We start from the raw sequence: 13,057 nt of genomic DNA on the forward strand, positions 1-13,057 counted from the left end.
GCACCGTCAGGTCAGCGGTACGTCCAGCATCGCCTTCCGGTGGCTGAACGTGGCGATGGAGTGGGGGCCGTGGTAGGCGCCCATGCCGCTCTCGCCGACGCCGCCGAAGGGCAGGTCGGGGACGCGGAGGTGGGCCATGGGCATGCCGAAGCCGAGGCCGCCCGAGGAGGTTTCCGTGGCCAGCCGGCGGCGGGTGATCTCGTTCTCGGTGAAGCCGTAGAGGGCGAGCGGCTTGTCGCGGTCGTTGATGAAGGCGATCGCCTCGTCCAGGTCCGCGACCTCGACGATCGGCAGCACCGGGCCGAAGATCTCCTCCTGCATGACCGGGGATTGCGGGCCGACATCGGCCAGTACGGTCGGCGCGATGTACTTCTGTGCCCGGTCGTGGGCGCCGCCGGTGACGGTCCGGCCCGAGTCGAGCAAGCCGGTCAGGCGGTCGAAGTGGCGGTGGTTGATGATCCGACCGTACGCGGGCGAGGCCGCCGGGTCGGGGCCGTACAGCTCCTCGACGGCCTCGGCGAGGGCGACTTGGAGGGCCTTGGAGGTCTCCGGGTCGGTCAGGACGTAGTCGGGCGCGACGCAGGTCTGGCCGGCGTTCTGGAACTTGGCGCGGGCCAGCCGCTGTGCCGTACGCGTCACGTCCGCGTCCCGGTCCACGAACGCCGGTGACTTGCCGCCCAGTTCGAGGGTGACGGGCGTGAGGTGCTCGGCGGCGGCGCGCATGACGATCCGGCCGACCGTGCCGTTGCCGGTGTAGAAGATGTGGTCGAAGCGCTGGGCGAGGAGAGCGGTGGTCTCCGGTACGCCGCCCTCGACGACGGCGACCGCGTCGTTGTCGAGGTACTCCGGCAGCAGCCGCGCCAGCAGCGCCGAGGTGGCCGGGGCCAGCTCGCTGGGCTTGGCGACGACGGTGTTGCCCGCCGCGAGCGCGCCCGCGAGGGGGACGAGCAGGAGCTGCGCGGGGTAGTTCCAGGGCGCGATGACCAGGACGACGCCGAGCGGGTCGTACCGGGTGCCCGCCGTGCTGCCGGCCGGGAATCCCTCGGCGGACAGCGCGACCGGCCTGGGCCGCAGCCACTCCTCCAGGTGCTCCAGCGTGTGGTCGATCTCCCGGATCGGGAAGTCCACCTCGGCTCCGAACGCCTCCGCCTCGCTCTTGCCCAGGTCCGCGTGGAGGGCGGCGGCGAGGTCCGCGCGGTGTTCGGTGAGCAGCGTACGGAGCTTCCAGAGCTGCTGCGCGCGCCATTCCAGGGAACGGGTGCGGCCGCCCCGGAAGGTGGCACGCAGCCGGGCGACGAGGTCGGCGGGGGCCTCGGCGGCCCCGGCGGCGGCTGCGGGGGCTTCGGCGGAGGTGACGGGTGAGCCGGTCATGCGGTGCTCGATTCGTTCAGGGTGATGCGTGCGATCGACCATGCACAGCGTCCGCGCGGAAGCATTCATTCCGCGCCGGGGTGGGAGATTTCCCTCCGCGCCGGGACGGAAAGGGCGCCCGGCCGGTCAGCGGCTCTCAGCCCAGCGCCTTGAGCATCTCCGCGGCGAGCGGGCCGGAGGAGGCCGGGTTCTGGCCGGTGAAGAGGTTGCGGTCGGTGCGGAGGTACGGCGCCCACGGCTCGCCCTCGCCGAAGTCCGTGCCGAGCTCCACCAGCCGGTCCTGGAGCAGCCACGGCGCCTTGTCGGCAAAGCCGGCCTGTGCCTCTTCGGCGTTGGTGAAGGCGGTGAGGCGGTACCCGGCGAACGGCGAGGTGCCGTCGGCGCCACCGGTGGCCAGCAGTGCGGCCGGGCCGTGGCAGACGAGGCCCAGCGGCCGGCCCGAGGCCAGCGCGTCGGTCAGCACCCGGCCCGAGTCCTCGTTCGTCGCGAGGTCCTCCATCGGGCCGTGGCCGCCGGGGTAGAAGACGGCCGCGTAGCCGGCCACGTCGACCTGCTCCAGCTTGACCGGGCGGCGCAGCGGGTCCATCGACTGGAGCGCGGCGGCGACCGCGTCGGCGCCTTCCTGGCCGCCGTTGACCTCCGGGGCCAGGCTGGCCGGGTCCAGCGTGGGCAGCACGCCGCCGGGCGTGGCGACCACGACCTCGTGGCCGGCCTCGGTGAAGACTTCGTACGGGGCCGTCACCTCTTCGCCCCAGAAGCCGGTGGGGTGCCGGGTGCCGTCGGCCAGCGTCCAGTGGTCGGCGCCGGTCAGCACGAAAAGGATCTTCGCCATGTCGGTCCTCCGGGTCGTTCGGTTCGGCGGGGTTCACGTGGTGCCCCGAACGTAACGGCTGTACGCGTCCGAGGCCGCCTACCGCGCCGGAGCCCGCATTCCCGGCATGCCGCGCGCTATGCCTTCTCGAGCCGGTCGGGGTGCGGTACAGGTGGGCCGTCCGCCGGGTCCGCCGGGTGCGGTACGGGTGGGCCGTCCGGGTAGGGCGCGGGCGGTTCGGCCGGGGGTTCGGGAGGCGCCGGCCCGATCCCCGTCTCCCGGTCCAGCTCCCGCCACTCGTGGCGCAGCCCCGCCAGATTGGTGGCGAGGAAGTACGCCGCGCCGCACACCGCGAGGACCGGTACCAGGCCCACCCAGACCACCGCCGCGCCGGCCACCAGGCCGCCGAGCGGGATGCCCGCCCAGGCCAGCGAGTCGCCCAGCGCGCCGACCCGGCCGAGGAGGCGGCGCGGTATCCGCTCCCAGATGACCGCGCCCAGGATCGGGTTGAGGAAGCCGGAACCGAAGCCGGAGAGCGCGTACACCGCCACCAGCGCCCACACCGGTACGTCCACCGCCAGGATCACGAACTTGGGCGCGCCGGCGATCAGGAAGCCGGCGAAGAAGACCGGCCGGCGGCGCAGCCGGTGGGCGACGACCGTGGCGACCAGGCTGCCGGCCACCGCCGTGAGGCCCGCCGCGCTCGTCATCAGGCCGATCGCGGACGGCCCGTGGCCGGTTTCCCTGGCCCAGATCGGCATCAGCACGGAGTTGCGGGCCGCGTCGAGGAAGTTGGTGAAGCCGACGGTGCAGATGATGATGAGCAGCAGCGGCTGGCCGCGCAGGTAGGTGAAGCCCTCGGCGAACCGGCGCCAGTAGCCCGCTTCGGGCCCTGCGGCCCCGGCTCCGGGGGCGGCCGGATCCCCGCCGTGCGCCGTCCCCGTACCGTCGTCCGCGCCGCCCATCCCGCGCGGCAGGGCGAGGCCGACGAGGACCGATCCGAGGGCGAAGGTCGCCGCGTTGACGAGCAGGCCGGCCAGCGGCCCGAGTACGGCGACGAGTACACCGCCCAGGCCGGGGCCCACCGTGGCGGCCAGCCGTTCGACCACGCCGAGGAGGCCGGTGGCCCGCTCGATGGGCATCGCCGAGCGTGCCGCGGCCTCCGGGATCATGACCTCTTTGGCCAGGTCACCGGGGCCGCGGGCGCCGCCGATCACGGCCACCAGGACGAGCAGCAGCCAGAAGTCCAGCAGGCCCAGGGCGTGCAGCGCCGGTACCCCGGCGACCAGCGCCGCGCTGACCACGTCCGTCGTCCAGGAGATCACCCGGGGTCCCGCCCGGTCGACCAGCGGCCCGGTCAGCGCCTTGATCAGGACGTACGGCGCCATCTCGCAGAACGCGACCAGGCCGGTCTGTGCCGCGCTGCCCGTGGTGACCAGGACGAACCAGGGCAGCGCGATCGCGGATACCCGGGTGCCGGCCTGGGAGACGGCGGCGGCCGCCAGCAGTCCGGCCAGCGGCCGCAGCCGCGTCCAGCCGCCCGCCCATCTGCCGCTCGGGCCGCGCCGGCCGCCCCCGGTCCGTCTGCTGCCGTCGGCCTGCTCGTCCTTGGGTCCGCTCACGCCGCCGCCCCCGTTCCGTCCGCGCGCCGTCGCGCGCCCGCGCCAGTTCCTGGATGTATTTCGTTCCTATACCGCCCGCTGTGCTCGCGCGGCAGTGCTCGCTCCCCGCGTAATCGCCCGCGCGGGCGGTACGGCAGACTCGCTCCATGACCGAGAGCACACCCACCGCCCCCGCCGACCTGCCCGCGCCGATGCTCGTCCGCACCGGCGGCGAGCGCGAGGTCCTGGAAGCGTTCCTGGACTTCCACCGCTCGACGCTGCGGGGGAAGGTGCAGGGCCTGGCCGACGACGCGGCGCGCCGCCGGCTCGTCCCTTCGGAGACCACCCTCGCGGGGCTGGTCAAGCACCTGACCGTGGTGGAGGGGTCCTGGTTCCCCGGCCTGCTGACCGATGCGGACGTTCCCGCGAAGGACGCGGACGGGCACGACGGCGGCTGGCAGGTGGGGCCCGAGGAGTCGCTCGACGGGCTGCTGGCGGCGTACGACGCGGCGTGCGCGCGGTCGCGTGCGGTGGCCGCCGCGCTCCCCCTGGACCACGTCGTGACGCATCCGCAGGTCGGTGAGATCTCGTTGCGCTGGATCTATGTCCATGTCATCGAGGAGACTGCCCGGCACGTCGGCCACGCCGACATCCTGCGCGAGCAGACGGACGGCGCGACGGGCGTCACCGCGTGAGCACACGGCCGGGCCCGGCGCCGGCTGTCCGCCGTCCGGTAGCCTGAAATTGCTTGCATAACCCATATACGTACGTGCCGTACGGGCGGCGCGCCAGTACGGACACACGCCGTGCGGGGCGCCGCCCGCGCCCCGACCGGAGTTCTCCCATGCGCCTGCTGCTGATCCGTCACGGTCAGACCCCGTCCAACGTCGGCCGCCTGCTGGACACCACGGCCCCGGGGCCCGGCCTGACCGAGCTGGGTGAGCAGCAGGCGGCGGCGCTCCCGGAGCGGCTGGCCGACGAGAAGATCGACGCGCTCTACGCCTCCACCCTCGTGCGCACGCAGCTCACCGCGGCGCCGCTCGCCGAGGCCCGCGGCCTGGACGTGGTGATCCGCGACGGCGTGCGCGAGATCACCGCGGGCGACCTGGAGATGCGCGGCGACGCGGCGTCGAACGACCAGTACCAGCGCGTGGCGTTCTCCTGGCCGGCCGGGAAGCCGGAGCTGCGGATGCCCGGCGGCGAGAACGGCGTGGAGATGCTGGCGCGTTACGACGCGGTGATCGAGGAGATCGCGACTTCCGGCGTCGAGGCGGCCGCCGTGGTGAGCCACGGCGCGGCGATACGCACCTGGTCCGCGGCGCGCGCCCGCAACCTGGACGCCGACTTCGCCATCGCCCACCCCCTCCCGAACACCGCGGTCGTCGTCCTGGAGGGCACGCCGGCCGACGGCTGGACGGCCGTCTCCTGGTCGGACATCGACATCCCGGCGACGGGCTGCGGCGTCAGCTGAAGAGGCTGCTGCCCGGTCAGCTGAAGAGGCTGCTGAACAGCCACATCACCAGCGCCCAGCTTCCGATGAGGGCCACGGCGCAGAGGATGAAGCCGACCCACACGGAGCCGGGCAGGCGCGGGGGGACGACCGGCCTCGGAGGGACGACCGGACAGCACTTCGAGCAGTGCGGTCGCACGGTGACGGCCATGGCGCCCACATTCCTGTGCACCGAAGTGCCGCACAAGGGGCGCGACCGGCATCTACGGCGCTTGTAGGCACACTCCGGGGCAGATTGCGCTACGACAGGGCCCGATTGGGCGGTTTCAACGATAAATCACCCATTTGCGGCTTTGCCGGGCTTGATACGGGCTGTGAGGCTGGAAGAACTCATGGTGACCGTCCCCACCACCCAGGAGAGAACCCCCATGGTCCTGTCCATCTCCGGCGTTGTCCTGCTCGGCGTCATCATGTTCCTGTTCTTCCGCAAGGACGGATTGAAGGTCTCCCACGCCATCGTCTGCGCGCTGTTCGGCTTCTATCTCGCGGGCACCGCCATCGCCCCGGGCATCAAGGCCGGCGGCGCGAGCCTCGCGGGTCTGCTCAAGGGGCTCTCGCTCTGAGAGTCCTGCCGAGTCGTCACGCATCCCCAGGAGACCTTCCGTGCCCCGGCGTCCACTGCCCAGCATCCTGAGCAACAGCGCTCCCCTCACCCGCGGCCGCGACTTCGCGCGGACCGCGGCCGACAGCGCCTCCGACGTGTTCCACCCGCTGCTCGTCATCGGCCGCGGCCTGGGCCGGCTGTGCGCGGCCGGCCGGCAGCGGTGGTCGGCGACGCCGCGGGAGCGCCGGGGCCCGCTGCTGGCCACGACGGCCGTCTGCCTGGTGTCCCTGGCGCTCGTGCCGTACGGACCGCTGCTCGGCCTCATCTCGGTGATGGCGGCGGCCGCTTGGGCGGGCCGGGAGCGGGCGCCCGCCGACGCCGGGCCGACCGAGGCCGAGACCGGCCGGCTGCGCGCCCTGTACGAGGCGCTGGTGCCGTACTTGAGCTTCGAGGGCGACCCGAACCCGCTGTATGTGCACGACGGCGACTGGGCCGCGGCCTTCCCCGAGTACGAGTTCGACGAGGACGGGCGGCTCGCGCGGCTGCGCCTGAAGTACCCCGTGTACTTCACCGATGCCGAGCCCCAGTCCCGGGTCCGCATCGAACAGGTGCTGCTCGCCAAGTCGGGGCGCGGCCGGGAGTACCACTTCGCGTGGGACCAGGAGGGCAACCAGCTCGTCCTGACCGTGCTGCCCGCGCTGCCGACCGACATCGCGGCCCAGCGGTTCGTGACCACGCCGGGCGAGACCGTGCTGGGCTTCACCGACGCGGGCGCGGTGCAGCGCACCGTACCGGTGGCGGGCGCGGCCGAGGAGGCGGAGCCGCGGGACGTACCGCCGGTGGTCTGGCGGACCGGGCCGCGCTCCACCGAGTCGCATCTGCTGGCCCTCGGGCGCCCCGGGAGCGGCACCACGACCCTGCTGCGGTCGATCGCCCTGCAAGCCCTCTGCCACGGTGACGTACTGGTCATCGACGGCAGCGGAACCGGGGAGTTCGCTTTCCTTCTCGGGCGGCCCGGCGTGCTCGGCGTGGAGTGCGGACTGACCAGCGCGCTGGCCACATTGGAGTGGGCGGCGCACGAGACGGAGCGGCGCCTGATCGCCGCGAACCGCGCGCGGCAGGCCGGGCTGCCGGTTCCCGACGACATCCGCCAGCCACTGTGGGTCCTCATCGACCGGCCGAGCGCGCTGACCCACCTCGCCGCCGCCGAGGGCCGCGACGACCCGCAGCGCCTCCTCCAAGTGCCGCTGCGCCACGGGCGCGCCGCGAGCGTCACCGTGGCCGTCGCCGACCAGTTCGAGAGCGCGGAGCTGCTGAGCGAGCCGGTACGCGCCCACACCCGGGCGCGCGTCGTGCTCGGGCCCACCGGCCCGGAGGACGTACGTGCCGTCCTGGGCGCGCTCCCGGACACCACGCCCGCCGACCAGGTCCCGCCGGGGCGCGGCTACGCCCGGCTCGGCTCGGGCCCGGTCCTCCGCCTCCAAGTGCCCGCCACACCCGATCCGTTCGACGATGCGACGAGCGAGTACCACCGGCAGGCGGTACTGGCGCTGCTCCCGGAGCGCACGGCGCTCGGCTCCGTGCCCGCGGCCGCCGCCCCGCCCGCCGACACCGCGGACTTCGGGTACCGCGCCGGCACCGCCTCCGGGGCGGTGTGACCGACCGCCCTTACGGGCCCTGTTCTCCGGGCGGCCACCGGTGACGCGCTCCACCGGCGGCCGCCCGGACCATTCCTCCGGAAGCCGGTGCCGGATCACCTTCCGGGACCGCGTGTCGGAACATCCTCCGGGGCCGCGTGTCAGGCCACGAACGAGTGCAGCGTGTCGGTGTCCTGGGAGCGGCCGGTGGCGACGAGGTGCGCGGCGCCGGCCAGCCGGGAGGCGGCCTGGTCGGCGACCGCGCCGCTGACCGTGAACGGGAGGCGTACGAAGCCCTCGAAGGCGCCGTCCACGCCGAAGCGCGGGCCCGACGGCACGCGTACGCCCAGCCGCTCCCCCGCCTCCGCGATGCGCGAGCCGGACAGGCCGCCCGTGCGTGCCCAGAGGGTGAGGCCGCCGCTGGGGACGCTGAACTCCCAGTCGGGCAGGTGGCGCCGGACCGCGTCGACGATCGCGTCCCTGTTCTCGCGCGCCTGGTCCCGCCGGATGGCGACCGCCTCCTCCCAGCCGCCGCCGTCCAACAGCGACGTGATGGCGAGCTGTTCGAGGACCGGGGAGCCGAGGTCGGCGTAGGCGCGGGCGGCGACCAGGCTGCGGATGATGTCCGGGGCCGCGCGCACCCAGCCGATGCGCATACCGGCCCAGAACGCCTTGCTCGCCGAGCCCACGGTGATCACCGAGCTGCCCGAGGGGTCGAACGAGCAGACGGCGGGCGGCACTTCGACACCCGGGTCGAGACACAGCTCGGCCATCGTCTCGTCGACGACCAGGACCGTGCCGGCCGAGCGGGCCGCCGCGACCAGTCCGCGCCGCTGCTCCTCCGTGGCGAGCGAGCCGGTGGGGTTGTGGAAATCCGCGACGACGTACGCCATACGGGGCGCGGCGTCCCGCATCACCTGGCGCCAGGCCGGGATGTCCCAGCCGCCGAGCCGCTCGGCAAGCGCCACGGGGACGAGCCGGGCCCCGGCGTCCCGCATCAGCTGCAGGATGTTCGCGTACGAGGGCGAGTCGACGGCCACCCGCTCCCCGGGGCGGGTGATCAGGCGGCAGATCGCGGCCACCGCGCCCATCGCGCCGGTGGTCACCATGATCTGCTCGGGCATGGTGGGGATGCCGCGGGCCGTGTAGCGGTCGGCGAGGGCCTGCCGCAGGGCGGGCAGTCCGGCCGGGTAGTCGCCGTGCGTGTGGGCGTACAGCGGCAGGTCCGCCATGACGCCCTGCACGGAGCGGGTGAGCCAGGGCTCGGGCGCGGGCAGCGCGGCGCAGCCCAGGTCGATCATGGAGCCGGCGGCCTCCGGGGGCAGCGGCTCCAGGCCCCGGGTGGGCAGCGGATTGCCGGCCGGTACGGCGGTCCAGCTTCCCGAGCCGCGCCGCGACTCCAGGAAGCCCTCGGCGCGCAGCGCTTCGTAGGCGGCGGCGACGGTGGTCCTGCTGACGGACAGCGCGGCGGCGAGCTCGCGCTCGGCGGGCAGCCGCGCGGCCACCGGGACCCGCCCTTCGAGCACCAGAAGGCGGACGCCGTCGGCGAGGGTCCGGTACGCGGGGATGCGGCGGCCGCCGACCGCCGCCGAGGCAGCGCGGTCGTCCTGCGACCGCACCAGGCGGGCGAGTTGGGCCGCACCCACCGCTGAAGTCCACTGCGCCATCTCGACCAGTCCACCTTTCCGTGATTGGCCATGGAACCCGGCTGTCAGCCCGCCACAGGCTGACCTCCTACAGTCCAATCTTGCCAGGAGGGGAACGCGTTGTCTGCAAAGGGACCTGCAAAGGCGTCCGCAAAGGAGCCCGCGGAGGGGTCGGAAAAGGGGCCGGAGGGCGGTCCGGCGGACGGCCGGGAGGGGGAGCCGGAGGCGGCCGCCGAGCGGCCCCGCGGACGCCATCTGCCGCGACGACTGGTCCAGCTCTACGTCGGTCTGGTGCTGTACGGCGTGAGCATGGGGCTGATGGTACGCGCGGACCTCGGCCTGGAGCCGTGGAGCGTGCTCAACCAGGGCATCGCGGAACACACCGGCCTGACGATCGGCACGGTCACGATCGTCTCCGGCGCGCTGATCCTGCTGCTGTGGATCCCGCTGCGGCAGCGCGTGGGCCTGGGCACCGTCTCGAACGTGATCGTGCTGGGCCTGGTGATGGACGCGACGATGGCCCTGGTGCCCGCGTCCTCGTCGTTCGCGGTGCGCATCCCGGTGCTGGCCGCCGCGGTCGCCCTGAACGGCGCGGCGACCGGGCTGTACATCTCCGCACGCTTCGGTCCCGGGCCGCGCGACGGGCTGATGACCGGGCTGCATCTGCGCACCGGCCGCCCCATCCGCCTCGTCCGTACCTGCATCGAGATCACCGTACTGGCCGCGGGCTTCGCGCTCGGCGGCTCGGTCGGCGTGGGCACCGTCGTGTACGCACTGGCCATCGGCCCGATGGCGCAGTTCTTCCTGCGGCTCTTCGCGATCAAGGGCCTGGACGAGCCGTCCCGGGTGGTCACCGGTAAGTCGGCGCCACAGGAGCCGACGGCGGCGACACCGGAGACGGTCACGGGCTGCGGGGGCTGAGGGGGCTGAGGGGCGCGGCTTACGGAGGCCGGCGCCGCAGCACCTCAAGGGCCAGGACCGCGCCTCCGGGACCGGCCCCCGCTGCCCCTCTGTACGGAGCGCCAGCCATACTGCCCGCGTGACCGTCCTGCGCCCCCGCCCCCGCCACCCGTACCTCGACCACCCGGCGCCGCTCGCCTTCGCCCACCGGGGCGGCGCGGCGGACGGCCTGGAGAACACCGCGCTCGCCTTCCGCCGCGCCGTCGAGCGCGGCTACCGCTATCTGGAGACGGACGTGCACGCCACGTCGGACGGCCGCCTGGTGGCGTTCCACGACGCCACCCTGGACCGGGTCACCGACAGCAGCGGCCGGATCGGGGCACTGCCCTGGCGGGCCGTGCGGCAGGCCAAAGTGGCGGGCCGGGAGCCGCTGCCGCTCTTCGAGGAGCTGCTGGAGGAGTTCCCGGAGGCGCGCTGGAACGTGGACGTGAAGGCCGAGCCGGCGCTGCGCCCGTTGCTGGCGCTGCTGCGCCGTACGGGAGCATGGGACCGGGTGTGCGTCGGCTCCTTCTCGGAGGCGCGGGCCGGGCGGGCGCAGCAGCTCGCGGGCGGCCGGCTGGCCACCTCCCTGGGCACCCGTGGAGTGGCGGGGCTGCGGCTGCGCTCCTACGGGCGGAGCCTGCCGCTGGACCGGTTGCTGGGCGCCGCGGTACGGCGCAGCGCGGTGTGCGTACAGGTACCGGAGCGGCACGCGGGCCTACGGGTGGTGGACCGGCTCTTCCTGAAGGCGGCCCGGCAGCTCGGACTTCAGGTGCATGTCTGGACCGTGAACGACGCCGCGCGGATGGCGGATCTCCTGGATCTAGGTGTAGATGGCATCATGACCGATCACATAGACACGCTGCGGGATGTGCTGACCGCGCGGGGCGCCTGGACCTGACCCGACCCACGGGTTCCGGCACCGCGACCGCTTCCGCCGCCGTGACGGGGAGCGCAAGGGGGAACCTGTGGGTGTGCACACTGCTGTCGAGCCGGCCGAGCCGAAGGACGTGGCCGACCGGCGGCGCGAGCAGCGCGGCTGGTACTGGTACGACTGGGCCAACAGCGTCTACTCGACGACCGTCCTGACGGTGTTCCTCGGGCCGTATCTGACGTCCGTGGCGAAGGCCGCGGCCGACGCGCACGGATTCGTCCACCCGCTGGGCATCCCGGTACGGGCCGGATCGTTCTACGCGTACTCGGTGTCGGCCTCGCTGCTGCTGTCGGTACTGGCGATGCCGCTGGCGGCGGCCGTCGCCGACCGCACCGGGCGCAAGAAGCCGCTGCTGGGCGGGTGCGCGTACACGGGCGCCGCGGCGACGACGGGGCTGCTCTTCCTGGGCGGCGACCGCTATCTGCTCGGCGGGGCGCTGCTGATCGTCGCGAACGTGTCGTTCGTCGTGTCGATGATGCTCTACAACTCCTACCTGCCGCAGATCGCGGACCCCGAGGAGCGGGACGCGGTGTCCTCACGGGGCTGGGCGTTCGGTTACGCGGCGGGCGCGCTGGTCCTCGTGGCCAATCTGGTCCTGTACGCGGGCCACGCCTCCTTCGGCGTCTCGCAGGAGGACGCCATCCGGATCTGCCTGGCGTCGGCGGGCCTGTGGTGGGCGGTGTTCACACTCGTACCGCTGCGCCGGCTCCGGGACCGCCGCCCGCTCCGTACGGCCGCGTCCCCGGCCCCCGGAGGCGGCCTGCGGCAGCTCCGGGAGACGCTGCGCGATCTGCGCCGGTACCCGCTGACGCTGGCCTTCCTGCTCGCGTACCTGGTGTACAACGACGGCGTACAAACCGTGATCACCCAGGCATCGGTGTTCGGCTCGGAGGAGCTGGGCCTGGACCAGACGACGCTGATCGTCGCGGTGCTGCTGGTGCAGGCACTGGCGGCGGCGGGCGCGGTGCTGATGGGCCGGCTGGCCCGGCGGTACGGCGCCAAACGGACGATTCTGGCGTCGCTGGTGGCGTGGACGGCGGTGATTGTGGCGGGGTACTTCCTGCCCGCGCACGCGCCCGTGTGGTTCTTCTGCCTGGCCGTGGCGATCGGGCTCGTACTGGGCGGCAGCCAGGCCCTGTCGCGGTCGCTGTATTCGCATCTCATCCCGCGCGGAAAAGAGGCCGAATACTTCGCCGCGTACGAGATCAGCGACCGGGGCGTGAGCTGGCTGGGGCCGCTGGTCTTCGGTATCGCGTACCAGATGACGGGCAGCTACCGCGACGCGATCGCCTCGCTGGCGGCGTTCTTCTTGATCGGATTTGTCCTGCTCGTCCGCGTGCCCGTGCGGCGCGCGGCGACGGCGGCCGGAAATCGCGTCCCCGACCTGATTTAGGCAAGTGGGACGCGGCCCGGTAGTGTACGCCTTTGGCTCACCAGGCGGACCGTTACTGCGCGCTGAACTTCGGACAGCGTCGGGTGACATCTGCTGCCAGATGTGACAAACCGGGCGCTGGTGGGTACAACAAGGGGCGGCACGACGGGCGACCTGGGTCCCGAATTCGGGAATCTTCACCGCCGACCGGACGTTGACCGGATGACGACGACAGCGACACCTGTCCTGTGGGCGACAAAGCCCGGGAGGCACGATTCATGAGTGAGCGAGCTCTTCGCGGCACGCGACTTGTGGTGACCAGCTACGAGACCGACCGCGGCATCGACCTGGCCCCGCGCCAGGCGGTGGAGTACGCATGCGAGAAGGGACATCGCTTTGAGATGCCCTTCTCGGTAGAGGCCGAGATTCCGTCGGAGTGGGAGTGCAAGGTTTGCGGCGCTCCCGCACTTCTGGTGGATGGCGATGGCCCTGAGGAGAAGAAGGGCAAGCCCGCGCGTACGCACTGGGACATGCTCATGGAGCGGCGCACCCGCGAGGAGCTCGAGGAGGTGCTGGCCGAGAGGCTGGCCGTCCTGCGCTCCGGCACCATGAACATCGCTGTGCACCCGCGCGACAGCAACAAGAAGTCCGCCTGACGGCGGACCTCACGACGAGGGCCGGTATCCCTGCTG

The 13,057-nt window shown here is 73.1% G+C and carries 13 protein-coding genes; 8 read left to right on the forward strand and 5 right to left on the reverse strand.

Annotated features, from left to right (window positions below; all coding sequences use genetic code 11):
* Positions 1–6 precede the first annotated feature (6 nt).
* The 3 genes from IF04_RS0123605 to IF04_RS0123615 all read right to left on the reverse strand — a co-directional run bounded on the left by IF04_RS0123605 (position 7) and on the right by IF04_RS0123615 (position 3,708).
* The gene (locus IF04_RS0123605; RefSeq protein ID WP_037960458.1) at positions 7–1,371 is read right to left on the reverse strand and encodes an aldehyde dehydrogenase family protein; all 1,365 of its coding nucleotides are present in this window, start codon (positions 1,369–1,371) and stop codon (positions 7–9) included.
* Positions 1,372–1,507: 136 nt separating this feature from the next.
* Complete coding sequence (locus IF04_RS0123610) at positions 1,508–2,203, reverse strand: type 1 glutamine amidotransferase domain-containing protein (RefSeq protein WP_030261414.1); 696 nt, start codon at positions 2,201–2,203, stop codon at positions 1,508–1,510.
* Between the two features lie 116 nt (positions 2,204–2,319).
* Complete coding sequence (locus IF04_RS0123615) at positions 2,320–3,708, reverse strand: MFS transporter (protein ID WP_211259853.1); 1,389 nt, start codon at positions 3,706–3,708, stop codon at positions 2,320–2,322.
* Between the two features lie 242 nt (positions 3,709–3,950).
* Here IF04_RS0123615 and IF04_RS0123620 point away from each other — a divergent pair, with 242 nt between their 5' ends.
* Positions 3,951–4,478, forward strand: coding sequence for a DinB family protein (locus tag IF04_RS0123620; protein ID WP_245654483.1), 528 nt, complete (start codon positions 3,951–3,953; stop codon positions 4,476–4,478).
* Positions 4,479–4,627: 149 nt separating this feature from the next.
* The gene (locus tag IF04_RS0123625; protein ID WP_030261421.1) at positions 4,628–5,254 is read left to right on the forward strand and encodes a histidine phosphatase family protein; all 627 of its coding nucleotides are present in this window, start codon (positions 4,628–4,630) and stop codon (positions 5,252–5,254) included.
* 16 nt (positions 5,255–5,270) lie between these two features.
* Here IF04_RS0123625 and IF04_RS38830 read toward each other — a convergent pair whose 3' ends face one another.
* Complete coding sequence (locus tag IF04_RS38830) at positions 5,271–5,444, reverse strand: hypothetical protein (protein WP_157847697.1); 174 nt, start codon at positions 5,442–5,444, stop codon at positions 5,271–5,273.
* A 217-nt stretch (positions 5,445–5,661) separates the two neighbouring features.
* Between IF04_RS38830 and IF04_RS0123635 the strand changes: the two genes are divergently transcribed.
* Both IF04_RS0123635 and IF04_RS0123640 read left to right on the forward strand, forming a co-directional pair.
* A complete protein-coding gene (locus IF04_RS0123635; RefSeq protein WP_030261424.1) occupies positions 5,662–5,856 on the forward strand; it encodes a hypothetical protein in 195 nt (64 codons plus the stop codon).
* A gap of 40 nt (positions 5,857–5,896) precedes the next feature.
* The gene (locus IF04_RS0123640) at positions 5,897–7,495 is read left to right on the forward strand and encodes a hypothetical protein (RefSeq protein ID WP_078600688.1); all 1,599 of its coding nucleotides are present in this window, start codon (positions 5,897–5,899) and stop codon (positions 7,493–7,495) included.
* A gap of 140 nt (positions 7,496–7,635) precedes the next feature.
* Here the strand turns inward: IF04_RS0123640 and IF04_RS0123645 are convergent, their stop codons facing one another.
* A complete protein-coding gene (locus IF04_RS0123645; protein ID WP_030261428.1) occupies positions 7,636–9,141 on the reverse strand; it encodes an SCO1417 family PLP biosynthesis transcription factor in 1,506 nt (501 codons plus the stop codon).
* Between the two features lie 288 nt (positions 9,142–9,429).
* On the opposite strand from IF04_RS0123645, the gene yczE reads away from it, so the two are divergent.
* From yczE to IF04_RS0123665, 4 genes are all read left to right on the forward strand, one after another.
* Entirely contained in the window at positions 9,430–10,041 is a 612-nt protein-coding gene (gene yczE, locus IF04_RS0123650; RefSeq protein WP_106975657.1) for a membrane protein YczE, read from the forward strand.
* Between the two features lie 127 nt (positions 10,042–10,168).
* The gene (locus IF04_RS0123655; protein ID WP_030261433.1) at positions 10,169–10,960 is read left to right on the forward strand and encodes a glycerophosphodiester phosphodiesterase family protein; all 792 of its coding nucleotides are present in this window, start codon (positions 10,169–10,171) and stop codon (positions 10,958–10,960) included.
* A gap of 73 nt (positions 10,961–11,033) precedes the next feature.
* The gene (locus IF04_RS0123660) at positions 11,034–12,386 is read left to right on the forward strand and encodes an MFS transporter (RefSeq protein ID WP_030261436.1); all 1,353 of its coding nucleotides are present in this window, start codon (positions 11,034–11,036) and stop codon (positions 12,384–12,386) included.
* 257 nt (positions 12,387–12,643) lie between these two features.
* Entirely contained in the window at positions 12,644–13,021 is a 378-nt protein-coding gene (locus tag IF04_RS0123665; protein WP_030261439.1) for an RNA polymerase-binding protein RbpA, read from the forward strand.
* The last annotated feature ends 36 nt before the right edge of the window (positions 13,022–13,057 follow it).

This window comes from Streptomyces violens (assembly GCF_000717745.1).
In the GTDB taxonomy this organism is placed as follows: domain Bacteria; phylum Actinomycetota; class Actinomycetes; order Streptomycetales; family Streptomycetaceae; genus Streptomyces; species Streptomyces violens.

Coding starts and splice junctions, on each gene's coding strand:
- IF04_RS0123610 (WP_030261414.1), bottom strand. CDS start 2,203: ATGGCGAAGATCCTTTTCGTGCTGACCGGCGCCGACCACTGGACGCTG.
- IF04_RS0123645 (WP_030261428.1), bottom strand. CDS start 9,141: ATGGCGCAGTGGACTTCAGCGGTGGGTGCGGCCCAACTCGCCCGCCTG.
- IF04_RS0123665 (WP_030261439.1), top strand. CDS start 12,644: ATGAGTGAGCGAGCTCTTCGCGGCACGCGACTTGTGGTGACCAGCTAC.
- IF04_RS0123620 (WP_245654483.1), top strand. CDS start 3,951: ATGACCGAGAGCACACCCACCGCCCCCGCCGACCTGCCCGCGCCGATG.
- IF04_RS38830 (WP_157847697.1), bottom strand. CDS start 5,444: ATGGCCGTCACCGTGCGACCGCACTGCTCGAAGTGCTGTCCGGTCGTC.
- IF04_RS0123625 (WP_030261421.1), top strand. CDS start 4,628: ATGCGCCTGCTGCTGATCCGTCACGGTCAGACCCCGTCCAACGTCGGC.
- IF04_RS0123605 (WP_037960458.1), bottom strand. CDS start 1,371: ATGACCGGCTCACCCGTCACCTCCGCCGAAGCCCCCGCAGCCGCCGCC.
- yczE (WP_106975657.1), top strand. CDS start 9,430: ATGGGGCTGATGGTACGCGCGGACCTCGGCCTGGAGCCGTGGAGCGTG.
- IF04_RS0123635 (WP_030261424.1), top strand. CDS start 5,662: ATGGTCCTGTCCATCTCCGGCGTTGTCCTGCTCGGCGTCATCATGTTC.